Here is a 23173-nt window from a genome sequence, read left to right as displayed (position 1 = left end):
AGCGCCGGAGTCAGCGCGCGACCGCCACGCTCGGCGCCTGCGGCGACTGGCCCCAGCCGCCCAGTGCCTTGTACACACCGACCACGCTGACATTGACCTCAGCCTCGGCCGCGGCCAGTGCGTCGTCAGCCGCCAGCTGCGTGCGCTGCGCATCCAGCAGGGTCAGGAAGTCTTCCGAACCCTCGCGGAAGCGGATCTGCGCCAGCGATTCAGCACGCCGCGCCGCCTGCGCCTGCTCGACCACGATGGCCAGCCGCGCCTGCTGCTTGGCGTAGCGGGTCAGCGCGTTTTCGGTGTCTTCCAGCGCCAGCAGTACCGCCTGCTCGTACTGCGCGGCCACGCCTTCGGCTTCGGCCTTGCTGGCACGCAGGCGTGCTCGCACGCTGCCGAAATCGAACGCCGCCCAGCTCAGCGACGGGGTCAGTGACCACGCCTTGTTGTTGCCGTTGACCAGGCCGCTGGCATCGCCGCCGAGGAAACCGACGAAGCCGGACAGCGACAGCCGCGGGAACAGATCGGCGGTGGCCACGCCCACACGCGCGGTGGCGGCCGCCAGGCGGCGTTCGGCCACGCGCACATCGGCACGCTGGCGCAGCAGTTCGCGGGTGTCACCCAGCGGCAGCGCCTTGGCAAAGGCCGGCACGTCGTGCGGGGCAAGCATCGCGGTCAGCACTTCCGGGCGCTGGCCCAGCAGCACCGCCAGACGATTGCGCGACTGCGCCTCGGACACTTCCAGCAACGGGATGTCGGCCTCGATCGCCTTCAAGCGGGCGCGGCTGCTCTGCACATCCAGTTCGCTGCCGGCACCCAGTTCCCAGCGTGCCTCGGTCAGCTTCTGCGTATCGCGCAGGTTTTCCAGCGTGTGCTGGGCCACCGCGATGCGCTTCTGCGTGCCGCGCAGCTCGAAGTAGTTGCGCGCCACTTCGGCGGCAACCAGCACCTGCGCGTCGGCCAGGTTGGCCTGCTCGGCGCCGAGGTCGGCACGTGCGGCTTCTGCAGCGCGGCGCTTGCGGCCGAACAGATCCAGCTCCCAGCCGGCATCGAAGCCGAGCTGGTAGCTTTCACTGAACACCCGCTGCCCACCCAGCTGCGGATCGGGTTGCTTGCGGCGGTCGTAGCTGCCGTCAGCAGTGATGTGCGGCGCCTGGTCGAAGCGGCTTTCAACAAACACCGCGCGGGCCTGGCTGACGCGGGCCACGGCCACGCGCAGGTCCAGGTTGTCCGACAGCGCGCCGTGCACCAGTTCTTCCAGCACCGGATCATCAAACTGTGCCCACCAGCTGGCGACCGGCGAAGCGGTGCTGAACACCGCCTGCTGTGCGCCCTGCAGGGCCACCGGCTCCTGCGCCGGGGCCCTGTAGTTGGGGCCGACGGTGACACACCCTGCCAGCACCAGACTGGAGATGGCCATCGCCAACGTGCGGATCACCATGGCAGCACCTCGCCCAGGTAGGTGAAGCTGCCACTGGCACCGGCTTCGCCGATCAGCGCCATTTCCACGCTGGAACGCGCGCCTTCGCTGATTTCGATTTCGCCGTTGCCGCCGTTCATGTCGGTCTTCACGTAGCCGGGGTGCACGGTGTTGACCTTGATCGGGGTGTTGCGCAGTTCATAGGCCAGGCTCAGGGTCCAGCTGTTCACGGCCGCCTTGGAGGCGTTGTAGGCCGGAATCTTGAAATCGTAGATGCCCGAGTCCGGATCGGCGTGCAGGGTCTGCGAGCCCAGCATGCTGGACACGTTGACGATGCGGCCGGACTTGGCCTGCTTCACCAGCGGCAGGAAGGCCTGGGTGACCGCCACCAGCGCGTACACGTTGGTGTCGAAGGTGCGATGCCACGTCTCCAGCGACTGCTCGGACGGCGCCTGCGCCGGGTTCTCGATCATGATGCCGGCGTTGTTGACCAGGATGTCCAGGCGGCCGTGGCGCTGGCGCACCTGCTCGACCGCTTCGGCAATGCTGGCCGCATCGGTGACGTCGAGCTGGATGGCTTCCACCGGCAGGCCTTCGCCCTGCAGCAGCAGCGCCTGCTCCACGGCGGTCTCGCGCTTGCGGCCGGCCAGCAGGGTGTGCACCCCGGCCTGGGCGAGCTGGCGCACGGTTTCCAGGCCGATGCCACGGGTAGCGCCGGTGACCAGCGCGATCTTGTTCTGATGGGTGTTCATGGATTCATGCCTTGGTTTGGGGGAAGCGGTCGCCGCTCAGGGCCGGCGACCGCAGGGGTGCATGTCAGTGGTGGATGGTCGGCTCGCCGTGCTGCACCAGCTGGCCACCGCCGTTGCGGGTGACGAACTTGCGCAGGGCCACGTAGAACACCGGGGTCAGGAACAGACCGAACAGGGTCACGCCCAGCATGCCGGCAAACACCGTGATGCCGGTGACAGAGCGCACTTCGGCGCCTGCACCATGGGACAGCACCAGCGGCACGGTGCCGGCGATGAACGCGATGGAGGTCATCACGATCGGGCGCAGGCGCAGGCGGCAGGCTTCCAGCGCGGATTCAACGATGCCCTTGCCGCCCATTTCCAGTTCACGGGCAAATTCGACGATCAGGATCGCGTTCTTGCACGCCAGGCCCATCAGCACCACCAGGCCGACCTGCACGAACACGTTGTTGTCACCGCCGGTCAGCCACACGCCGAACAGGGCCGACAGCAGGGTCATCGGTACGATCAGGATCACCGCCAGCGGCAGCGACCAGCTTTCATACAGCGCCGCCAGCACCAGGAAGGCCAGCATGATCGCCACCGGGAACACGATGAAGGCCGCCTTGCCCTGGGTCGCCTGCTGGTAGCTCAGGTCGGTCCATTCAGTGGTCATGCCCACCGGCAGCACCTTGTCGGCAATCTCGGTCAGCTTGTTCATCGCCTCGGCCGAAGACATCACGCGCGGGTCGGCTTCACCGGCCAGATCGGCGGCCGGGTAGCCATTGAAGCGCAGCACCGGGTCCGGGCCGAAGGTCTGCTTGATGGTGACCATCGAGCCGATCGGCACCATCTCGCCGCGATCATTGCGGGTACGCAGCTTGCCGATGTCTTCCACGCTCTCACGGAACGGACCGTCGGCCTGGGCGATCACCTGCCAGGTACGACCGAACTGGTTGAAGTCGTTGACGTAGGCCGAACCCAGGTAGGTCTGCAGGGTGTCGAACAGCTCGGTGAGCTGCACGCCCTGGGCCTTTGCTTTCACGCGATCCACTTCCGCATCCAGCTGCGGCACGTTGGCCTGGTAGCTGGAAATCGGGAAGGCCATGCCCGGGGTCTGCGCGACGGTGCCCTGCATCGCCTGCACGGCATTCTGCAGCGCGCCATAGCCCAGGTTGCCACGGTCTTCGATGAACATCTGGTAGCCGTTGCCGTTGCCCAGGCCGAGGATCGGCGGCGGCATCATTGCGAAGGCGAAGCCCTCCTGCAGTCCGGCAATCTTCTGGTTGATCTCGGCATTGATCTGCGCAGCTGTACGGCCATGACGCTCGTTGAACGGCTTGAGCGGAATGAACGCCACACCCGTGTTGGGCGTGTTGGTGAACTGCAGCGCGTTCAGGCCGGGGAACGAGATGGTGTGGGCAACGCCATCGGTTTCCTGGGCGATCTTGGCGACCTTGCGCAGCATTTCATCGGTACGCGCGATCGACGAACCTTCCGGCAGCTTCACACCGGCAATCAGGTACAGCTTGTCCTGGGTCGGAATGAAGCCCGGCGGCACCAGCTTGAAGATCACACCGGTACCGACCAGCAGGATCGCGTAGACCACGAACACCGCACCGCGACGGCCGAGGATCTTTGAAACGCTGCGCTCGTACTTCTCCGAGCTCGACTTGAAGAAGCGGTTGAACGGACGGAACACCCAGCCGAACAGGCGGTCGATGATGCGCGTCGGCGCATCCTTGGCGGCGTCATGCGGCTTCAGCAGGCGCGCGGCCAGGGCCGGCGACAGGGTCAGCGAGTTGATGGCCGAGATCACCGTGGAGATGGCGATGGTGACAGCGAACTGCTTGTAGAACTGACCGGTGACACCGGACAGGAAGGCCATCGGCACGAACACGGCGCACAGCACCAGCGCGATCGCCACGATCGGGCCGGACACTTCGCGCATGGCCTGGTGGGCCGCGGCGGTGGGCGACAGCCCTTCCTCGATGTTGCGTTCAACGTTTTCCACGACCACGATCGCATCGTCGACCACGATGCCGATCGCCAGCACCAGGCCGAACAGGCTCAGCGTGTTGATCGAGAAGCCCAGCAGGTACAGCGCGGCAAAGGTACCCACCACCGACACCGGCACGGCGATCAGCGGAATGATCGAGGCACGCCAGGTCTGCAGGAACAGGATCACCACCAGCACCACCAGCGCGATGGCTTCCAGCAGGGTGGACACCACGGCCTTGATCGAATCGCGCACGAAGATGGTGGTGTCATACACCGCTTCGTACTTCACATCGGCCGGCATGCTCTTCTGCATCTCATCCATGGTGCCGATGACCGCATCACGGATTTCCAGCGCGTTGGCACCCGGTGCCTGGAAGATGCCGATGCCCACCGCGTTCTTGCCATCCAGCTGAGAACGCAGGGTGTAGTCGCCGGCACCCAGTTCCAGGCGGGCAACGTCGGACAGGCGCACGATCTCGCCATCGGTGCCGCTCTTGAGCACGATGTCGCCGAATTCCTTTTCGGTCTTCAGGCGGCCCTGCGCATTGATCAGGGTGAGGAACTGGCTGTTGGGCAGCGGTTCGGCGCCGAGCTGGCCGGCCGAAACCTGCACGTTCTGCTCGCGCATGGCGGCCACCACATCGCTGGCGGTCAGGCCGCGCGAAGCGACCTTGTCCGGGTCCAGCCAGGCGCGCATGGCGTAGTCACCGCCACCGAAGATCTGCGCATCGCCCACGCCCGGGATGCGGGCCAGTGCGTCCTTGACGTGCAGGCGGGCGTAGTTGCGCAGGTACAGGGTGTCGTACTTGCCATTGGGCGAGGTCAGGTGCACCACCATCAGGAACGTCGGCGACTGCTTCTGGGTGGTCACACCCTGCCGGCGCACGTCCTCGGGCAGACGCGCCTGCGCCTGCGCCACGCGGTTCTGCACCTTCACCGCCGCCGCATCCGGGTCGGTGCCCGGGCGGAAGGTGACGGTCATCTGCAGCACGCCATCGGAGCCGGCCACCGACTTGAGGTACATCATGCCCTCGACGCCGTTGATCGCCTCTTCCAGCGGGGTGGCCACGGTTTCAGCGATGACCTTGGGGTTGGCGCCCGGATAGACCGTGCGCACGACCACCGACGGCGGCACCACTTCGGGGTACTCGCCGATCGGCAGGATCGGAATCGAGATCAGGCCAGCGGCGAAGATCACGATCGACAGCACCGCCGCGAAGATCGGCCTGTCGATGAAGAAACGGGAAAAGTCCATGGAGGAATTCCTGGGAAATGCCGCCGACGGGCAACAGCCGCCCTGCCCCTCGTCAATCTGACGAAGGCAGGGAAGGCTGCCGCTGGCGCCGGCAGCTAAGCGGAAACTTGGATCAGGAGACGGCGGATCAGCGGTTCAGGGCAGCGGTGGCATCGCGGCCCGGCGCGGGCGCCGGCGAGGGCTGCATCGCCACCGCCTTGGCCTGCACCGGCATGCCCGGCATGAAGACCTTCTGCACGCCATCGATGATGACCTTGTCGCCAGCGGCCAGGCCGTGTTCGACGATGCGCAGGCCTTCGGCGGTGCGACCGAGCTGGATGTCACGGCGCTGCGCCTTGCCATCCTTGTCCACCACGTACACGTACTTGCGGTCCTGGTCGGTCAGCACGGCCTTGTCGTCGATCAGCATGGCCTGGAACTGGCCGCTGCCCAGCAGCTGCACGCGGGCGAACAGGCCCGGGGTGAACTGGCGGTCAGCGTTGTCCAGCAGTGCACGGACCCGGATGGTGCCGGTGCTGCGCGCCACCTGGTTGTCGAGGAAATCGACCTTGCCGGTGTGCGGGTAGCCCTCTTCACCGGACAGGCCAACCTTCACCGGCAGTTCGCTGTCACGCTCGCTCGGGCGTTCGCCCTTGCGCGCCATCTGGGCGTAGCGCAGGAAGGTGCTTTCGTCGGCATCGAAGTACACAAAGACGGTGTCCAGCGAGACCAGCGTGGTCAGCACGCTGGCGCTGTCGCCGGCAGTGACCAGGTTGCCGGCGGTGACCATCGCCCGGCCGGCACGGCCGTCGATGGGCGCGCGCACCTTGGTGAACTCCAGGTTGAGGCGGGCTGCATCCAGTGCGGCCTGCGCAGCCTGCACCGCCGCACCGGACTGATCGGCTGCGGCACGACGCTGTTCGGCGGTCTCGGTGGAAATGGCCTGCTGTTCGGACAAACGCTTGGCACGCTCGGACTCGCTGCGGGCCAGGCTGGCCTGGGTGCGAGCGCGGGCCAGTTCAGCGGCAGCGCGATCGTACTCGGCCTGGTAGCTGCGGGCGTCGATGGTGAACAGGACAGCGCCCTTCTTCACTTCTTCGCCTTCAACGTAATTGACCTTGTCGATGTAGCCGGACACGCGCGGACGCAGCTCGACGCTCTGCACGGCCTCGACGCGGCCGCTGAACTCGTCCCACTGGCTGATCGGCTTGACCAGCACCGGGGCGGCACTGACCTGCGGCGGCGGCGGTGCGCCGGCCTCTTCGGCATGGCCGCCACTGCAGGCGGCCAGTACTGCGGCTGCGAGGATCGACACGCCGGCCATCGCCAGGCGATGGCGGAAACGGTGTGGGGTGGTGTTGGGGGAAGTCATGGCATGCATCCGTACGGAAGGGGTGGTACAGCGTAGGAATCGAAGATCGGTAAAGCGGCGGCGTAGCCTGCGACCTCAACAAAGGTTGAGGTCAAGCAACGCCTGCGGTGTCGCGCCACAGTGGCGGCAGGTCGAGGTTCAACAGGCCGCGCGGCAGTTCCGCATCGCTGCTGTCGCAGCGGACGATGGCGCGGTTGTCGCGGCATCCGCTGTCCAGCAGGGACACCACGCGGCGGCCGACCAGCAGCGAGCTCGGCCACTCGATGCAGGCGTTGGCCGCATTGGCCGGGGTGCATACCGGGCTGCACACTTCCAGCATCTGCGCACGCACGCCCACGGCCTGCGCTTCCTGGTGCACCACCTGCGCGTACATGCGCAGCGCTGCGGTGGTGATCGAGGTTTCGCCGTAGCCGGCCCAGGGTTTGGCACCTGCAGGGCTGCCGATCATCACGTAGCGGCGGGCGTGCGGGTTGTCCTGCAGCAGCGGCAGCAGGTGGCGCACCGCGTGGGCATGCGGCATCAGGTCGGCCTGGAACGCACCCATCAGGGCATCGCCGCTGCGGTCGATGACACGGCCACGGTTGTACGGGCCGCCCATCGCGGCGACGACGGCCGCCAGCGGACGGGGCCGCTGCACCACGCGTTCGGCGAGCACCTGTGCGGAGCGGTCATCGCTGAGCGAGCCCAGCATCGTCTGCAGGCCCGGCTCATCGGCGAACTGCTCGTGCAGTGCCGCCAGTCGGCCCGGGTCGCGACCCACCACCAGGACCGGGCTGCCGGCCTCCAGCAGGGCACCGACCACGCCCTGGCCGACGGCACCGGTGCCGCCAAGGACCAGGACTTCGGGCGTCAGAATCCCATTCACGGGACATTTCCTCCCAAATCCGGGATAGTCCCAATTCGCCGCAGCAGATCGCTCTGCTGGGCAGCCAGGCGGATCGAACTGCCGCGCTGGTTACGCATGGGCGCGGTAAACTCCCGGAAATCCTTGTGTACCAAGGAACTTGGGCGGGCTTCGACGGTCATTGCCAGGTCCAGAGTGGTCTGGCCGGCACGCCGGAAGTGGGCAAGAATGTTGCGCAGGCTCATGGCGGACGAGCTCCATTTCACGAATGGCGCCACGATAGACCTCAAACCTTTACTTGATTAGTCCGGATTAAGGGGAATAATCATCCCGTCCCCGGTCCAATCGATCTGTCACGATTGTCCCATCCCCGCCGTCCAGGATCCCGACCATGTCCCACGATCTCAATGAGACGCTGATCTTCGTCAAGGTGGTTGAGCAAGGCAGCTTCATTGCCGCTGCCAAATCGCTCGGCCTGCCCAAGACCACGGTCAGCCGCAAAGTACAGGAGCTGGAAACGCGCCTGGGCGCGCGGCTGCTGCACCGGACCACGCGCCGGCTCGGGCTGACCGAAGCCGGTTCGATCTATCACGAGCACTGCCAGCGCATTGCACGCGAACTGGAAGAAGCCGAAAGCGCGGTGAGCCAGCTGCAGTCCGGCCCGCGTGGCTGGCTGCGGTTTACCGTGCCGTATGCCATCGGCATCACCTGGATCGCGCCGCTGCTGGGCCAGTTCCACGCGCAGTACCCCGAAATCCGCCTGGACATGCACCTGGGCAACGAGAAGCTGGACCTGATTGCAGGTGAAGCCGATCTTGCGCTGCGCGTCGGTGCCCTGCCCGATTCCAACCTGGTCGCGCGCAAGCTGGGCAGCCTGCGCACACAGGTGTTTGCCAGCCCGGCCTACATCGAGCGCTATGGCGAGCCGCTGCATCCGGAAGAGCTGCAGTTCCATCGCATCCTGGCGATGCGCAAGCCGTACCACACCGGCAATTCGCCGCGCTTTACCTGGCAGCTGGGCGAGAACGGCGGCGAGCTGCGCGATTTCCCGGTGACCCCGTTGATGACCGCCAATGACATGTCGGCGTTGAACGGCGCACTGGTGTGCGGCGAAGGCCTGCTGCTGACCGGCGATGTGATGGCCAAGCCGTTCGTCGAATCGGGCATGGTGCGCCGCGTGCTGGCCGGTTGGACCGGCCCGGAAGTGGACTTCAACGCGGTATTCGCCGGCGGCCGCCTGGTCTCGCCGAAGGTGCGTGCCTTCGTCGATTTCCTGGTGGAGAAGCTCAACTTCGACGCCAACTACATGCTGGCGCAGTGCCCGGCCGCGAAGCTGGCACGGCAGCAGCAGGAAAAGGAAGATGCCGTGCTGGAAAGCAGCGGCAAGCGCATCCTTGAAAAGGTGACCGCGGCGGCGTGAACCGCCGCATCCACGCATGGCGTGGATCTACTGCCCGACGGGCGCATGGCATCCACGCGTGGCGTGGATCTACTGCGCGACCGGTGCACGCATCCACGCATGGCGTGGATCTACTGCCCGACGGGCGCACGGCATCCACGCGTGGCGTGGATCTGCCCGACCGGTGCACGCATCCACGCATGGCGTGGATCTACTGCCCGACGGGCGCATGGCATCCACGCGTGGCGAGGATCTGCCCGACCGGTGCACGCATCCACGCATGGCGTGGATCTACTGCCCGACGGGCGCACGGCATCCACGCGTGGCGTGGATCTGCCCGGTAGGGCCGGCCGCTGGCCGGCTGTTCGCCTGTCAACCGAGCACGTGCTCGACCAGCTGGCAGGGGTCGAGCTTGCTCGAACGCTTTTTGTAGAGTCGAGCCGTGCTCGACTCTGCCAAGGCCAGAGCGTGCCGACCAAGGTCGACGTACCACGAGCGGGAGATGCGGCTGGGAATTTCATGGCGTGCCGAGCAACGCTCGGCACCCACAAAAATGCCGCCTGCAAGGGCGGCATTTTCGTTCCGGCCGAGGGCCGGAACGGCTCAAGCAGTAACGCTGCGCGTTACTGCTTGAGCGGAATCACGCGGATTTCCACGCGGCGGTTCTGCGCACGGCCTGCATCGGTGCTGTTGTCGGCAATCGGGTAAGCCTTGCCGGCACCCAGGGTTTCGATGCGCACCTGCTGCACGCCCTGGCCCACCAGGTACTGGGCCACCGAGTCAGCGCGCTCCTTCGACAGGCGGTTGTTCACCGCATCGCTGCCGATGCTGTCGGTGTGGCCGACCACTTCGATCATGGTCTGGTTGTACTCATTCAGCGTGCTGGCCACGCCATTGAGCGAGCTGTAGAACTGCGGCTTCAGCGCCGACTTGCCGAAATCGAAGGTGATGCCGTCCGGCAGGTTCAGGGTGATGTTGTCGCCCTGGCGCTGCACGTCGATGCCGGTATTGGCGGTGCGCTCACGCAGCGCACGCTCCTGGCGATCCTGGTAGTTGCCGATGGCCGCGCCGCTGAGTGCGCCGATGCCGGCACCGACCAGCGCGTGCTGGCGACGTTCGGTGGCACTGTTGCCGCTGAGCAGGCCGGCGGCGACGCCGACGGCGGTACCGATCAGGGCGCCACGACCGGTGCGGTTCTGCTGCTCGGTGGGGTTGCCGTACTGGTCACTCTGCACGTAGGACCCGCCAGTGGCGCACGCCGTCAGCGCGGCAGCGGTCATCAGGGCCAGGGCAACGTTGCGGGTGGTGTTGCGGATCATGGTGGTCTCCTTGGGTGCCGGCCAATGCGGCGTGCGAACGACCCGGAGGATATACAGCCCGGCGCGATGCCGGGATGATGAATGTGAAGGTCGGACGTCCTGCATTCAGCTTTCTGACCCGACCTTCATCGGCCCGCTTTACTCTCCGCCCGTGCTCCGGTAAGCGGAGAGCGCGGCATCGCGACCCGCCACCAGGTCCACCAGCGGCGTGCGTGGATACCCGGGCGCTTTCTCGGCCAGCAGCTGCGGATGCTGCCACGGGGCGAAGCGCGCCTTCACCGGCAGCGCTGCCAGTTCGGGCACCCAACGCGTGATGTAACGCGCCTGCGGATCGAACTTCTCCGCCTGGGTCACCGGGTTGAACACGCGGAAGTACGGCGCCGCATCAGCCCCGGTCCCCGCCACCCACTGCCACCCCATCGTGTTGTTGGCCAGGTCGGCATCGACCAGCGTGTCCCAGAACCAGCGCGCACCGTGCAGCCAGTGCGCGCGCAGGTGCTTGCACAGATAACTGGCGACGATCATGCGCACCCGGTTGTGCATGTAGCCGGTGTGCCAGAGCTCGCGCAGGCCTGAATCTACAATCGGCACACCGGTATTGCCACGCTGCCAGTCCTGCAGCTGCGCAGTGCTGGGGTTGGCCCAAGGGAAACGGTCAAAGCGCGGATTGAGGTTTTCGTTCGGCGTCTTCGGGAAGTGGTGCAGCAGGTGGTAGGCAAAGTCCCGCCAGCCGAGCTGGCGCAGATAGCCGTCGATATCGGCATCGGTACCGGCGCTGCGCAGTGCCTCCAATGCGTGGGCGATGCGCCACGGCGCGATCTCACCAAAGTGCAGGTGCGGCGACATCCGCGAGGTACCCACGCGATCCGGCAGGTCACGCTGTTCGCGGTACCCGCGCAGTGCACCGTCCTCGAACACCGACAGAGCCTCCAGTGCCCCGGCTTCGCCCGGCTGCCAGTGCTCCCAGAAGCCGGCATCCCAGTCCAGTGCCGGCGCCAGCTGCAGTTCCTCCAGCGCGCGACTGGCGACGCCGTGCGATGCCAGCTTCTTCGGCGCAGCCTGCAGCGCAGGCAGGCGCCAATGGCTGAGCACGTTGCGCCAGTACGGGGTAAACACCTTGTACGGCTGTCCCTGCTGGGTCGCGATGTCCCAGGGCTCGAACAGCAGGCTGCCGTTGCAGCTCTGCGCGTCGATGCCCTGCTCGCGCAGCGTGCGCTTGATGGTGGCGTCACGCGGCTGGGTGGCCGGCTCGTACTTGCGGTTCCAGTAGACGGCCTCGGCACCGGTTTCCTCGATCAGCGCCTGCAGTTCGGCCAGGCTGTCACCGGCGCGCAGCACCAGCGCTGAACCCCGCGCACGCAGGTCGGCATCCAGCGCGGCCAGCGAGCGGTGGCGCCAGGCATCCGACGCGGCACCGGGCACCCACTCGCCCTCCTCCTGCGGCGCATGGATGTAGACCGGCACGGCGTCATGGCCAGCATCCAGTGCGGCCTGCAGGGCCGGATTGTCCTGCAGCCGCAGATCACGGCGGAACCATACCAACGCTACCGACACGTGCATCGCCTTCGTTCTGAGTGCCGCACATGATAGCCAGCGGCGGTGAAGGCGGTGCGCGCGACGCGGTCTGCCGGGCTCGTCCCACTACAGGCCCAGGCGGCGTGTGTTCTGGAATCACTGCGCAGCTGAGGGTTTCCCGCGCGTAGCGTCACAGACCTCGGGCGCGCTGGCCATCCCAGGCATGCGCAATCATCGCCCGCCGATAGACCGAAGCGGCCCGCTCGGCCAGCGCGCGGTCATCGAAGCGCAGGAAACCCCGCTGCAGGCGCACCGCGTGGTCCAGCCCCAGACCGCGCTCTGCGGCAGCATCCATGGCCTGCCAGTGCGCACGCGCCAACTCCCGGATCATCGCCGGATCGCTCAGGTCCACCGCGCCATAATCCTTGGACCGCGGCCGCAGCGCCGCGGGCGCCTGCGCCATCGGCGGCGGCTCCGGTGCGGGCCCGGGTTGCCAGCGCCCACCACGCAGCACGCGCTGCAGGCGTACCGGCACCGTCATCAACACCACGGCGAAGGGAAAGGGCAACAGCAGTGCGCCAGCTCCGGTGTGCAGGGTTCCCTGCAGGCCATCACCCAGTCCGGTGCGCAGTGCGGACAGCCCATGGCCCAGATGCATCAGCAGCCCGAAGGCGATGAGATGGACCCAGGGGTACAGCGCGGCACGGTTGAAGCCGCGCCGCCACCATCGGGGCGCCGAAAGATCTGCCGGGTACCGGCTGTACATCAGGACACCCAGCACCAACCAGCCCACCACTGCCGCGATGACCCACTCCCTTGCCATTGCCGAGCCTCTCCCCTGCCCCAGCGGCGCTGCGCCGCGCCCGCGCAGCGTATCGGGTTGCCCTGGCCCGCGCTATGGCATCGGCTCAGCGAGGGTTTTTCGCATCGAAACGCTGCATGGACTCACGGATCAGCGCCTGCGCCTCGGCCGCGTTGCCCCAGCCATTGAGCTGCACCGGGTTGCGACCGGCCGGCAGATCCTTGTAGACCCGGAAGAACGCTTCAATGCGCTGCCGTTCGATCTCGGGCAGATCGGCCAGATCGCGGATGTTGGCGTAGCTTGGGTCGACCTTGTCGGTGGGCACGCCGATCACCTTCTCGTCGTGCTCGCCATTGTCGATCATCTTCAGGTAGCCGATCGGGCGGAAGCGCACGATCACCCCGGGATGCAGCGGTTCACGGGTCAGCACCAGCGCGTCCAGCGGGTCGTTGTCACCGGCCAGGGTGCGCGGCATCGAACCGTAGTTGGCCGGATAGGCCACCGGCATCGACTGGAAACGATCCACGTGCACCAGACCATCTTCCTTGATCTCGTACTTGGTGAAGCTGCCGGCGGGAATCTCAACCGCCAGGTTCACTTCCTTCGGGGCCTGCTTTGGCTGCGCGGCCAGGAACGGGTGCAGCACGCTGTCAGCGGCAGTCACTGCACCGGTCATCAGCAGCAGCGCCGCGCCGATGGCGGCCAGTGGGGCACTACGTCGAGGTGTGTTCATGCAATGGCTCCTCATTCCCAGCAGCGGTCGGCACGACCCTTGGCAGTCTGCGCACGCGGGCATGCACGCGGGGTGATGCGCCCCTCGGACAGCTCGATCTTCTGCGTGCTGCCATCGGCAGCCCGGCGCAGCTCGAAGGCGTCGTACAGACGGCCGGTGACGGTGCGGGCTTCGTAGCGCAACTGCTGCGGATCGATGTGCAACACCTGGAACAACTGGGTGTCTTCGGCCACCGGGTCCATGGTCTGCTTCGCCTCGTCCGACAGCCGGTACTGCTTCGGGCCAGCCACGGTCACCACGTACTGTGGCGTCGCGGCCTGCCCTTCGCCACGGCGGCCGTAGGTGTGGTCATGGCCCTGCAGCACCAGATCCACCTTGTGGCGGCGGATCACCGGCTGCAGCACGTCCTGCAGTTCCGCGTTCTGGCGCCCCTCGCGCGGCGAATAGAACGGTTGGTGCAGCAGCACGATCGTCCACGCACGCGGGTTGCCGCTCAGCACGGTGTCAAGCCAGCGGGCCTGCGCCTGCGCGGTGCCCAGATCGAGGGCCGAGGTGCCATCGAGCACCACCACGCGCACGTCCTGCACGTCGAACCAGTAGGTGCTGGTATCGGCTGCGCCCACGCCGTTGCCCGGCAGCGCGAAGGTAACCGGCCAGTGGCGGCCCAGCACGCGCCTTTCCTGCGGCGTATCTTCAAATTCCTCGAAGTATTCGTGGTTGCCGATGGCCGGTGCCACCAGCGTTTCCTGTGCCAACCAACCGGTCGCCGCGAACCATTCACCCCATTCGCTATCGTCCGCGCCGTCGCCACCGCTGACCAGATCGCCCGCAAACAGGCTCACCCGCGCATCCGGCGCGGTCTTCTGCGCCGCCCGCACCACGCGGCTGACATGGCTGAGGTTCTTGTTCTGGGTATCGCCGAAGTACAGCAGGGTAAGCGGCTGACCCGGAACGCCTGCGGTGCGCAGCTGGTTCCAGGCACTCCAGCCGCCGTTGCCCTGCACGCGGTAGACATACAGCGTGTCCGGCTGCAGCCCGTCCACCTGCACACGATGATGATGGGACAGGCCGTTCTCGCTCTGCAGCGTCCGGGTCGTCGCACGCACCTGGCGCACGCCTTCGATGGCCGGCGAATCACCGGCCACGGCCACTTCCAGCAGCGGCGACTGCACGCTGCCATCGGTACGCCAGGCCACCGCGAAGGCATGTGCTGGATCGGCCGACGGCGAGGCCACGATGCGGTCCGGCAGTGGCGTGGCGGCGTAGTGACGGCTGCCCTGCGGAACCTGGGTATTGGGCTCGGCGGCGGCGCCCGCCAGCAGCGGTGCGGCAAGCAGCAGGCCCAGCGCGAGGGCATTCATGCAACGACGGCTCATGCGCCACACTCCAGCGGCAGCGACAGCTGCCTGGCAATGGCTTCCCAGTCGAACGCCACCACGCCCTGGTCGTCATGCACCGCATACAGCGCGCCGTGCGGGAAGCGCGGGCTGGGCTGCTGCATCATCCAGATGCCATCGGTGTTGGCCACGGTGTTGCCCTGGAAGGCACCGACCGGCTTCAGCGTATGGCGGTCGAACAGATGGAACACACTGCGTTGCTTGCCCTGTTCGGTGGTGATCCACCAGCCATCCTTGCCGCAGGTGCGCAGCATCACGCCCTCGGCCTGCGCCTTGAACACATCGCGGCCAAAGGTGGTACCGGTGAAGCGGCCGGCCAGCGTGTAGACCTTGAATTCGCTGCCGTAGCTTTCATCTTCCTCGGCGATCAGCAGGCGATCGTTGGCCGGGTCGCCCCAGATCGACTCGACCACGCGCAGCGCGCCGGCCTCGCTGGTGTCACCGATGCTGGCCGCCAGGGTCGCTTCGACCTTGGCGCCATCGCGGGTGACGTGGTACTGGCGCACGCGCTTGTCCAGTTCAGCCAGTGGCGGCAGGATGTCCTTGCCCTGTGCGTCTTCGCCGTTGTCCCAGGAATCGGTGACATAGACACTGTAGCCATCGGCGCGGCGGTCCACCCACAGGCCGTACGGCTTGCGCAGATCGGCGGCGCCGAACACCGCCAGCGGGGTGAAGTCCGGCAGGGAAAACACCTGCACGCGGTGGTTGTCGCGCTCGACGATCCACAGCAGGTCGTCGGTCACCGAAATGCCATTGGGGCGGTCGAACTGGCCCAGTGCGGTGCCCGCGGTACCGACATCCCGCAGGTGCTGGCCGGTGCTGCCGTCGTACACCACCAGCTTGTCGGTGGCCTTGGCGGTGGCGATCAGCCAGGTGCTGCCATCCGGTGCCTTCCAGGCGGCCGGCGAATCAATGTTGTCGTCCGGGGTCATCGGGGTCAGGAACGCCTCGGCGATGGTCGACACCGCACGCGGTGCTCCGGCCGTGGCAGCGCTGCCGGCCGCAGCCGGATCGGCCGACGGCGTGCAGCCAGCGGCAAGGCAGGCGGCCATCGCGGCGGCCAGCAGGGTCATGCCACGCGCCATCACAGGGCCACCTTCAGGCCGACGGCGTAGGTGCGGCCGTATTCTTCCATCTGCAGGGTGCGCGAACGGGTGCCCTGGTACAGCTCCAGTGGCTTGTCGAGCAGGTTCTGGGCTTCAAAGTACATGCTGATGCGCGGGGTGAACTTGTAGTCCAGCGAGAAATCGAGCTGGGTGTTCGGTGCCACATAGATATCGAACGCGCGGCCTGCACCCACGGTGTCCAGGTACTCGCTGCGGTACACCGCGGCCAGGCGCGTGCTCAGGCCGTACTTCTCATAGCCGATGTGCGCGCTGTACACGTGCTTGGAGGCGCGCGGCAGCATGAAGTCCTCACCCTCGCGGCCGTCGATGCCTGCGTCGAACTCCGTATCCAGCCAGGTGCCGCTGGCACCGACCAGCAGGCCGTCCAGCGCCCCCGGCAGGAAGGCCAGCTGCTGCTGCCAGTTGAACTCGGCACCGCGCACGGTGGCCTTGCGGCCATTGATCGGGCGGGTCACGTCGTAGCCATTGTAAGCCGGATCGTTCTGGCTGATGGTTTCCACGATGTAGCCGTCGATGGACTTGTGGAACAGGCCCAGCGAGACGATGCCGGTGCTGCCAATGTACTTCTCCACCGACAGGTCGAGGTTCTTCGACTCGTACGGGTCCAGCTGCGGATTGCCCAGGCGCAGCTCCTCGTCACCGGTATTGAGCGCCCGGCGCGGCGAAATGTCGCCGAAGGACGGACGCGAGACCGTCTTGTTGGCCGAGGCGCGCAGTACCCAGTCGTCGGCCGCGTCGTAGCGCAGGTGCAGGCCCGGCAGCACGTTGGTGTAGCTGCGGTTGGCCTGCACCGGGCTGACGGTGTAACCGTCATCGTCGTCCAGCTCAACGTTGTTGCCAGTGGCCTTGAACTGGGTGTTTTCCACGCGCACGCCGCCGATGATGCGCAGCGCGCCGATGTCCCAGGTGCCCATCGCATAGCTGGCGAAGATGTCTTCGCTGGCGGTGTAGTCTTCTTCCAGCGACGTGGCCGCGTTGCCGGCGACATCCTGCGGACGTGCGCTGTAGCGGCTGCCGTTCTGCGCCCAGTAAGCACGCATGGCGGCCGAGCTCATGCCCTGCCCCATCGTGCCATGACGATGTTCCGGATCGGCCGCGGTCCAGCTGGTCAGGTCGATGTCCGGGCCGCGGCGCAGCTCGACTTCGTCCACGTTGACATCACGGTCCCGCCAGCGGCCCAGCAGGCCGAACTTGATGCTGCTGTTGTCACCATCGAAGCGCACGTTGACCTGCGCGCTGCGCTCTTCATCGTTGACCTGCTTGGGCGAAAGCACGACGCGATCGAAGGCGTAGTTCGCGTTGTCCATCCAGTCGTTGCTGCTGAGCGTGTAGGTCGGCAGGCGGCTGCGCTGGTCCAGGGTGCCGGACATGTCGTCGGCATCCAGCTCGAAGCGCGCTTCCATTTCGTCGTTGACGCGCTCTTCGGTGCGGGTGTAACCAACCTTGTAGTCCACCACCGCGTTGGTCAGCTTGTTCTCGCCGCCGAGGCTGGCGGCAAAGGTGTTTTCCTTCTTGGTGCGGTAACGCATGCGCTTCTGGATCGCATCCGACGGCAGGTCGTCCAGGCGGTACTGGTCGGTGCCGGTGGCCACCATGTCGGCGTCGTCGAAGTTGTAGATCACGCGCTGGCGCGTCTCTGCATCGTCGAACTGGCTGTACAGCGTACGCAGGTAGTACGTGCTGTCCTCGTTCGGGCGCCAGTCCATGTTGAGGTTGGCACCGATGCGCTTGCGCTCGATTTCGTACTTGCGGTTCTGCAGATTGATCGCGGTGACCTCACCGGGCTTCACGTCGACGGCGTCGATGTCGCCGTCGAGGTTGTCGTACTCGACTTCGGTGTTGTCCGACTCGAACTTGCGGTTCTGGTAGTTCACGCCCAGGGCAATGCCGAAGGTATCGGCGAACACTTCGCTGTAGTTGAACGAGGCCTTGGGGCTGGTCTCGCCGGACAGCTGCTGGTGGCTGGCTTCGATCTTGCCACGCAGGCTGCGGCCGTCGCGGTCGAAGGCCGAGGCCGATTCGACCAGCACGGCACCGCCGATGGCATCGCCGGGCATGTCCGGCGTGGGCGACTTGACCACGCGCAGGCGCTCGGTCGAATCGGAGGGGATGACGTCCAGCGGCGCGGCGCGGCTGGAATCTTCCGGGGTGCCTACCGCAATGCCATCGACGCTGACGCTGTTGAGGTTGGCATCCAGGCCGCGGATGACCACGAAGCGGCCCTCGCCCTGGTCACGGGTGACGCTGATGCCCGGCAGGCGCTGCAGCGACTCGGCCACGTTCTTGTCCGGGTACTGGCCCAGCGCGTCGGAGGACACCGCATCTTCGATGGCGTCGCTGCTGCGCTTCAGGTCGACCGCGCGGATCTGCGATTCAAGCTGGGCGCGCACTTCGATTCGGTCCAGGTCGACCGCATCGGCGGCAACCGCGCCGGTGGCGGCCAAGGCCTGCTGCCCGGCGGCGTGCAGCGGTGCTGCGGCCCCCAGCGCCAGGGTCACGGTGATGGCCATGGCCAGCGGAGTCTTGATGTGCACGGTGGAGCCCCATACCTGTGAAGAATGGGTCTGCACGGTATGTCCGCAACGTTGCACGGCGGTGACACTGTTCAGCACTTTCCCGGCCCATGGCGTGGGCTTCGCCGCGCCGATCCGGCAAAATGGGGGCCTCTCTCCATTCCCCTTCCCGACAATGAAGATCGTCGAAGTGCGCCACCCGCTGGTGCAGCACAAGATCGGCCTGATGCGCAACGCCGCGCTCAGCACCAAGGATTTCCGCGAACTGGCCAACGAACTGGGCACGCTGCTGGCCTACGAGGCCACTGCCGACCTGGAAACCGAGCCGCACACCCTCCCCGGCTGGGCCGGACCGGTAACGGTGCAGCGCATTGCCGGTGCCAAGATCACCGTGGTGCCGATCCTGCGGGCAGGCCTGGGCATGCTGAGCGGCGTGCTGTCGCTGATTCCGGCCGCCCGCGTCAGCGTGGTCGGCCTGCAGCGCGATGAAGAAACCCTGCAGCCGGTGCCCTACTTCGAGCGCCTGACCGGCCGCCTGGAAGAGCGCGATGCGCTGATCCTGGACCCCATGCTGGCCACCGGCGGCACCCTCATCGCAACCATCGACATGCTCAAGCGTGCCGGTGCGCGCCGCATCAAGGGCATCTTCCTGGTGGCAGCGCCGGAAGGCATCGAAGCAGTCAAGGCCGCGCACCCGGACGTGGATATCTACACCGCGGCCATCGATGCCCAGCTCAACGACAAGGGCTACATCCTGCCGGGCCTGGGCGATGCCGGCGACCGCATTTTCGGTACCCGCGTGGTGTGATCCTGCGGCTGGGGTCAGAGCCCATTGCCGTCGCAAAGGGATCTGACCCCGGGGTCGGATCCCTTCCGCAGGAAGGGCTCTGACCCCAGATCCATCTTCCCGTCGTCTTCCGGCCAGCAGGCGAATGCTCCGCGCAAACCGCACCGCTCGCCCTGGAGCTGCCTGAAAGCCTCGTAACACCGCTCACGAACCGGGGGTCAGAGCCCGTTGCCCAGCAACGGGATCCGACCCCGCTGTTGCTGTTGCCGGCCAGCGGCCGGCACTACCGCCTGCCGCACACCTGTCACCCCAGCGCGCGTGCCTTCAGTTCGCCCTGCTCGTGCAGGGTCACGAAACGTCCTTTCTCATCCCGCCCCAACTGCGCCAGGGCCACCTGCGGGTCATGGGTGAAGAACAGATGCACGTTGCGCGCAAGCTTGTCCTCCAGGAAGCGGCGCTTCTCGTCGATCAGCAGCTCGGCGTTGCGGTCGTAGCCCATGGTGATCGGCACATGCACCCAGGATCGGCCTGGGATCAGATCGGCGCAGAACACCACCCCACCCCGCGCATCCCCGTCGGGCGCGGCATGGCCGACGATCTCGGCAAGCATCAGGCCGGGCGTATGGCCATCGCTGTAACTGAAGCGCACGCGCTTGCCCAGCACCTGCGAGTATTCGCCCTCAACCACTTCCAGGCGGCCGCTGGCCTGCAGCAGGCCCGGCAGTTCGGGAATGAAGCTGGCCCTATCACGCGGATGCGGCTGCAGTGCACGCTGCCAGTGCTGCGCACCGACCACGAAGGTGGCGTTGGGGAACAGCAGTTCCGGCCCGCGCCCCTCGCTCCAGGCTGCCAGCAGGCCCCCCGCATGATCGAAATGCAGGTGGCTGAGCACCACCGCATCGATGTCTTCGTGCTCGAACCCCGCTTCGCGCAGTGAATCGATCAGGACGTGCTGGCTTTCCTGCACGCCATAGCGATCACGCATGCGCGGATCGAAGAAGGCGCCGATGCCGGTCTCGAACAGCACGGTCTTGCCATCCAGCGGACTGGCCAGCAGCGCACGACAGGCCAGCTGGATGCGGTTGAGCTCATCCGGAGCGGCCCACTTTTCCCATACTGCGCGCGGCGCATTGCCGAACATCGCGCCGCCATCCAGGCGCTGCGAGTTCCCACGGATCGACCATAGTTTCATGCGGCAATTATCGAGGGGGCCCCGTTAAATAATCGCTAGCCGGAATCGTTGGGCAGACAACGAAGAACCCCGCCGGGTGGCGGGGTTCTGGGGTATCGGTGATTCGCCAGGTTGCCGGCCAGCGGCCGGCACTACCCTCAACGGGCCGGTACTACCTGGGCGGCGCCCACCGGGTTGCGCGGGTCGCTGCCGCCGTAAAGCTTGTTGGCCTTGCGGTCCCATTCCACCGTCTGCAGGTTGCCCCACACGTGGCTGGAACCGCGGCCGCCAGCGGCGGTGTCGCCCGGCAGGTCGATCTTATGGCCCATCGCCTGCAGCTGCTTCACCGTGTCCGCATCAAAGGCATCGCTCTCGGCCTCGATCAGGTCCGGCAGCCACTGGTGGTGGTAGCGCGGCAACGCGGCCACCTGCTGTGCGTCCAGGCCGGCGTCGTAGCCGAGGATGCCCAGCAGCACCATGGTGATGATGCGGCTGCCACCCGGCGTACCCAGCACCACCACCTTGTCGGCGTTTTCCATGAAGGTAGGCGTCATCGAACTGAGCATGCGCTTGCCCGGCTTCGGTGCGTTGGCCGCATACCCCATCACGCCGAAGGCGTTGGGCGTGCCCGGCTTCAGCGCGAAGTCGTCCATCTCGTTGTTCAGCAGCACGCCGGTGCCCTTGGGAATCAGCCCCGAGCCGTACAGCAGGTTGACGGTCTGGGTGGCGCCGACGCGGTTGCCGTCGCGGTCGATGATCGAGAAATGGGTGGTCTCGTCATCTTCCAGCGGGGTCGGGTTGCCCGACAGCAGATCGCTGGGGGTCGCCTTTTCCGGGTGGATCGTCGCCCGCAGGCCCTGTGCGTAATCCTTGCTGGTCAGCACCTTCTGCGGGATCTGCACGAAGTCCGGATCGCCGAGGAAGAAGGTGCGATCACGGTAGGCGCGGCGCATGGCTTCCACCACCAGGTGGGTGCGGTGCGCGGCATCCATCTGCTTGATGTCCCAGCCTTCCAGGATCTGCAGCATGCTGGCCAGGGCGATGCCACCGGACGACGGCGGCGGCGCGGTGGTGATCTTCCAGCCGTTGTAGTCGAACACGATCGGTTCGCGCAGCTTGACCTGGTAGCCGGCCAGTTCGTCCGCCGTCCACTTGCCACCAGCCTGCTTCACGCCTTCCAGCAGCAGCTTGCCGGTCTGGCCCTTGTAGAAGCCATCACGGCCGCCAGCGGCCAGGCGTTCCAGGGTCTGCGCCAGCTCCGGCTGCTTGAACAGATCGCCGGTGGCGATCGGCTTGCCATTGCGCAGGTAGACCTCGCGCGTGCCGGGGAAGCGTTCCATCACCTCGCGGCGCGAGGCGTAGCCCTTGGCCATGCGGTCGTAGACCGGGAAGCCTTCGCGGGCGATGCGGATGGCCGGCTGCAGCGAGGCCGACAGCGGCAGCTTGCCGTGCTTGGACGACAGTTCCACCAGTGCGGCAGGCAGGCCCGGAATGCCTGCCGACCACGGGCCGTTCACCGAACGGTCGCGGTCCAGGTTGCCCTGCTTGTCCAGGAACGCCTGCGGGGTCGCTGCCGCCGGAGCGGTCTCGCGCGCATCCAGCATGATGTCCTTGCCGGTGGTGGCATCGTGCAGAAGGAAGAAGCCGCCGCCGCCCAGGCCGGAACTGATCGGCTCAACCACGGCCAGGGTGGACGACACCGCGACGGCCGCATCGAAGGCGTTGCCGCCCTGGGCCAGGATGTCGATGCCGGCCTGGGTGGCCAGCGCATGACCGCTGGCGATGGCCGCGCCATCGGGGCGCTCGGCACGGGCGGTGGTTTCGGCCCAGGCCAGCGGGCTCAGCACCAGGCTGAGCAGCAGCAGGGGGCGGACGAGCAGCGTCTTCATTCGGATGGGGGCTCCGCGTAGAGTTCGGGGTGATCGTGCTGCAGTTGGCGCAACTTGGCCAGCAGCTGGATTTCCGTTTCCACGATCTCCGGGTCCGGGTCGATGCATTCGACCGGGCAGACGACCACGCACTGTGGTTCGTCGAAATGACCCACGCATTCGGTGCAGCGCGCAGGGTCGATCACGTAGATGGTTTCACCCATCGAAATGGCCTGGTTCGGGCAGGCCGGCTCACAGACGTCGCAGTTGACGCAGAGCTCGTTGATTTTCAGCGACATGGCGATACTCCTCGCCCGCGCCTTGGGACAAGGACCGTCCCGCGCGGGCGCGCGGGACGGTCAGGTCATCGGCAGCGCCACCGGGGTGGCAGTGCCCGGGCCATGCCGCAGCATGGCCGCCATGGCTCGGTCTTACTTGGCTTCGACGAAAATGTATTCGGCGCCGGTCGGCTGCACGGCAGCCTGCACGCGGGCGTTGTCAGCGGACTGGCCGATGAAGACGACGCGCACGCCCTTCATCGAATCCGGCGAGACATCCTTGAACACCGCCTGGATCATGTCAGCCATCTTGCCCGAGGCCGACGAACCGAAGGCCAGCATGTTGCCCGGCTGCACGCCACGGGCCACGGCCTGGGTCGCGCTTTCGGTCTGGCGCTCGTACTTGGCCTGGAAGTCCGGGTCCGATTCCGGCGAGAGGTAATACAGGAACGGGCTGTTGGTGATGTTGCCCATGTTCTGGATCGCCACTTCCTGCAGGTACTTCTTCCAGCCTGCATCGTCTTCCTTGGCCGGGGCGACCAGGGCCTGCTTGGCTTCCTCGACCGGAGCGGCCTCTTCCTTCTTGCAGGCGGTGAAGGCCAGGGCAAACGAAGCGATCAGCATCGCGCGCATGGTGGTGTTCATGGGTTTCCTCCCGAATGGTGCGTGTG

General features: G+C 66.6%; 19 protein-coding genes. 2 read left to right on the top strand and 17 right to left on the bottom strand.

Annotated features, from left to right (window positions below; all coding sequences use genetic code 11):
• Positions 1–10: 10 nt before the first annotated feature.
• The 6 genes from C1924_RS08050 to C1924_RS08025 all read right to left on the bottom strand — a co-directional run bounded on the left by C1924_RS08050 (position 11) and on the right by C1924_RS08025 (position 7838).
• The gene (locus tag C1924_RS08050; RefSeq protein ID WP_108764818.1) at positions 11–1432 is read right to left on the bottom strand and encodes an efflux transporter outer membrane subunit; all 1422 of its coding nucleotides are present in this window, start codon (positions 1430–1432) and stop codon (positions 11–13) included.
• Positions 1426–2163, bottom strand: coding sequence for an SDR family oxidoreductase (locus tag C1924_RS08045; RefSeq protein ID WP_108764817.1), 738 nt, complete (start codon positions 2161–2163; stop codon positions 1426–1428). The genes C1924_RS08050 and C1924_RS08045 overlap by 7 nt, the downstream gene beginning before the upstream one ends.
• A 64-nt stretch (positions 2164–2227) precedes the next feature.
• Complete coding sequence (locus C1924_RS08040; protein WP_108764816.1) at positions 2228–5398, bottom strand: multidrug efflux RND transporter permease subunit; 3171 nt, start codon at positions 5396–5398, stop codon at positions 2228–2230.
• Positions 5399–5525: 127 nt separating this feature from the next.
• Positions 5526–6749, bottom strand: a complete 1224-nt coding sequence (locus tag C1924_RS08035; RefSeq protein WP_108764815.1) for an efflux RND transporter periplasmic adaptor subunit — start codon at positions 6747–6749, stop codon at positions 5526–5528.
• A 91-nt stretch (positions 6750–6840) separates the two neighbouring features.
• Entirely contained in the window at positions 6841–7614 is a 774-nt protein-coding gene (locus C1924_RS08030) for an SDR family NAD(P)-dependent oxidoreductase (protein ID WP_108764814.1), read from the bottom strand.
• A complete protein-coding gene (locus tag C1924_RS08025; RefSeq protein ID WP_108764813.1) occupies positions 7611–7838 on the bottom strand; it encodes a hypothetical protein in 228 nt (75 codons plus the stop codon). The genes C1924_RS08030 and C1924_RS08025 overlap by 4 nt, the downstream gene beginning before the upstream one ends.
• 146 nt (positions 7839–7984) lie before the next feature.
• Between C1924_RS08025 and C1924_RS08020 the strand changes: the two genes are divergently transcribed.
• Complete coding sequence (locus tag C1924_RS08020) at positions 7985–9013, top strand: LysR family transcriptional regulator (RefSeq protein WP_108764812.1); 1029 nt, start codon at positions 7985–7987, stop codon at positions 9011–9013.
• A gap of 602 nt (positions 9014–9615) precedes the next feature.
• Here C1924_RS08020 and C1924_RS08015 read toward each other — a convergent pair.
• The 7 genes from C1924_RS08015 to C1924_RS07985 form a co-directional block, all read right to left on the bottom strand.
• Positions 9616–10311 (bottom strand): OmpA family protein, encoded by a 696-nt coding sequence (locus C1924_RS08015; protein ID WP_108764811.1) that lies wholly within the window; start codon positions 10309–10311, stop codon positions 9616–9618.
• Positions 10312–10449: 138 nt separating this feature from the next.
• Complete coding sequence (locus C1924_RS08010; RefSeq protein ID WP_108767000.1) at positions 10450–11865, bottom strand: deoxyribodipyrimidine photo-lyase; 1416 nt, start codon at positions 11863–11865, stop codon at positions 10450–10452.
• A 151-nt stretch (positions 11866–12016) separates the two neighbouring features.
• The gene (locus C1924_RS08005) at positions 12017–12649 is read right to left on the bottom strand and encodes a hypothetical protein (RefSeq protein WP_159094768.1); all 633 of its coding nucleotides are present in this window, start codon (positions 12647–12649) and stop codon (positions 12017–12019) included.
• A gap of 85 nt (positions 12650–12734) precedes the next feature.
• Positions 12735–13361 (bottom strand): inorganic diphosphatase, encoded by a 627-nt coding sequence (locus C1924_RS08000; protein WP_108764809.1) that lies wholly within the window; start codon positions 13359–13361, stop codon positions 12735–12737.
• Between the two features lie 11 nt (positions 13362–13372).
• Complete coding sequence (locus C1924_RS07995; RefSeq protein WP_254051266.1) at positions 13373–14722, bottom strand: fibronectin type III domain-containing protein; 1350 nt, start codon at positions 14720–14722, stop codon at positions 13373–13375.
• 11 nt (positions 14723–14733) lie between these two features.
• On the bottom strand, positions 14734–15843 hold the full coding sequence (locus tag C1924_RS07990; protein WP_108764807.1) for a phytase: 1110 nt from the start codon (positions 15841–15843) through the stop codon (positions 14734–14736).
• On the bottom strand, positions 15843–18419 hold the full coding sequence (locus tag C1924_RS07985) for a TonB-dependent receptor (protein WP_108764806.1): 2577 nt from the start codon (positions 18417–18419) through the stop codon (positions 15843–15845). Before C1924_RS07985 ends, C1924_RS07990 begins: the two co-directional genes overlap by 1 nt.
• 154 nt (positions 18420–18573) lie before the next feature.
• Here C1924_RS07985 and upp point away from each other — a divergent pair, with 154 nt between their 5' ends.
• Positions 18574–19206 (top strand): uracil phosphoribosyltransferase, encoded by a 633-nt coding sequence (gene upp / locus C1924_RS07980; RefSeq protein WP_108764805.1) that lies wholly within the window; start codon positions 18574–18576, stop codon positions 19204–19206.
• Between the two features lie 283 nt (positions 19207–19489).
• Here upp and C1924_RS07975 read toward each other — a convergent pair whose 3' ends face one another.
• The 4 genes from C1924_RS07975 to C1924_RS07960 form a co-directional block, all read right to left on the bottom strand.
• The gene (locus tag C1924_RS07975) at positions 19490–20377 is read right to left on the bottom strand and encodes an MBL fold metallo-hydrolase (RefSeq protein ID WP_108764804.1); all 888 of its coding nucleotides are present in this window, start codon (positions 20375–20377) and stop codon (positions 19490–19492) included.
• Between the two features lie 137 nt (positions 20378–20514).
• Positions 20515–22245: a gamma-glutamyltransferase gene (gene ggt, locus C1924_RS07970; RefSeq protein ID WP_108764803.1), complete on the bottom strand. Its 1731-nt coding sequence runs from the start codon at positions 22243–22245 to the stop codon at positions 20515–20517.
• On the bottom strand, positions 22242–22523 hold the full coding sequence (locus C1924_RS07965) for a YfhL family 4Fe-4S dicluster ferredoxin (RefSeq protein ID WP_108764802.1): 282 nt from the start codon (positions 22521–22523) through the stop codon (positions 22242–22244). The genes ggt and C1924_RS07965 overlap by 4 nt, the downstream gene beginning before the upstream one ends.
• A gap of 132 nt (positions 22524–22655) precedes the next feature.
• A complete protein-coding gene (locus C1924_RS07960) occupies positions 22656–23147 on the bottom strand; it encodes a hypothetical protein (protein ID WP_108764801.1) in 492 nt (163 codons plus the stop codon).
• Positions 23148–23173 lie beyond the last annotated feature (26 nt).

The organism is Stenotrophomonas sp. ESTM1D_MKCIP4_1, assembly GCF_003086895.1.
GTDB lineage: Bacteria > Pseudomonadota > Gammaproteobacteria > Xanthomonadales > Xanthomonadaceae > Stenotrophomonas.
Note: the sequence above shows the minus strand (reverse complement) of the source record. Positions and strands in the feature narration are given on the sequence as shown.

Bases quoted from the DNA above. Each gene is read 5' to 3' on its own strand.
- C1924_RS08050 (WP_108764818.1), bottom strand. From the start codon at position 1,432: ATGGTGATCCGCACGTTGGCGATGGCCATCTCCAGTCTGGTGCTGGCA.
- C1924_RS08045 (WP_108764817.1), bottom strand. From the start codon at position 2,163: ATGAACACCCATCAGAACAAGATCGCGCTGGTCACCGGCGCTACCCGT.
- C1924_RS08040 (WP_108764816.1), bottom strand. From the start codon at position 5,398: ATGGACTTTTCCCGTTTCTTCATCGACAGGCCGATCTTCGCGGCGGTG.
- C1924_RS08035 (WP_108764815.1), bottom strand. From the start codon at position 6,749: ATGACTTCCCCCAACACCACCCCACACCGTTTCCGCCATCGCCTGGCG.
- C1924_RS08025 (WP_108764813.1), bottom strand. From the start codon at position 7,838: ATGAGCCTGCGCAACATTCTTGCCCACTTCCGGCGTGCCGGCCAGACC.
- C1924_RS08020 (WP_108764812.1), top strand. From the start codon at position 7,985: ATGTCCCACGATCTCAATGAGACGCTGATCTTCGTCAAGGTGGTTGAG.
- C1924_RS08015 (WP_108764811.1), bottom strand. From the start codon at position 10,311: ATGATCCGCAACACCACCCGCAACGTTGCCCTGGCCCTGATGACCGCT.
- C1924_RS08005 (WP_159094768.1), bottom strand. From the start codon at position 12,649: ATGGCAAGGGAGTGGGTCATCGCGGCAGTGGTGGGCTGGTTGGTGCTG.
- C1924_RS08000 (WP_108764809.1), bottom strand. From the start codon at position 13,361: ATGAACACACCTCGACGTAGTGCCCCACTGGCCGCCATCGGCGCGGCG.
- C1924_RS07995 (WP_254051266.1), bottom strand. From the start codon at position 14,722: ATGAATGCCCTCGCGCTGGGCCTGCTGCTTGCCGCACCGCTGCTGGCG.
- C1924_RS07990 (WP_108764807.1), bottom strand. From the start codon at position 15,843: ATGGCGCGTGGCATGACCCTGCTGGCCGCCGCGATGGCCGCCTGCCTT.
- upp (WP_108764805.1), top strand. From the start codon at position 18,574: ATGAAGATCGTCGAAGTGCGCCACCCGCTGGTGCAGCACAAGATCGGC.
- C1924_RS07975 (WP_108764804.1), bottom strand. From the start codon at position 20,377: ATGAAACTATGGTCGATCCGTGGGAACTCGCAGCGCCTGGATGGCGGC.
- ggt (WP_108764803.1), bottom strand. From the start codon at position 22,245: ATGAAGACGCTGCTCGTCCGCCCCCTGCTGCTGCTCAGCCTGGTGCTG.
- C1924_RS07965 (WP_108764802.1), bottom strand. From the start codon at position 22,523: ATGTCGCTGAAAATCAACGAGCTCTGCGTCAACTGCGACGTCTGTGAG.
- C1924_RS07960 (WP_108764801.1), bottom strand. From the start codon at position 23,147: ATGAACACCACCATGCGCGCGATGCTGATCGCTTCGTTTGCCCTGGCC.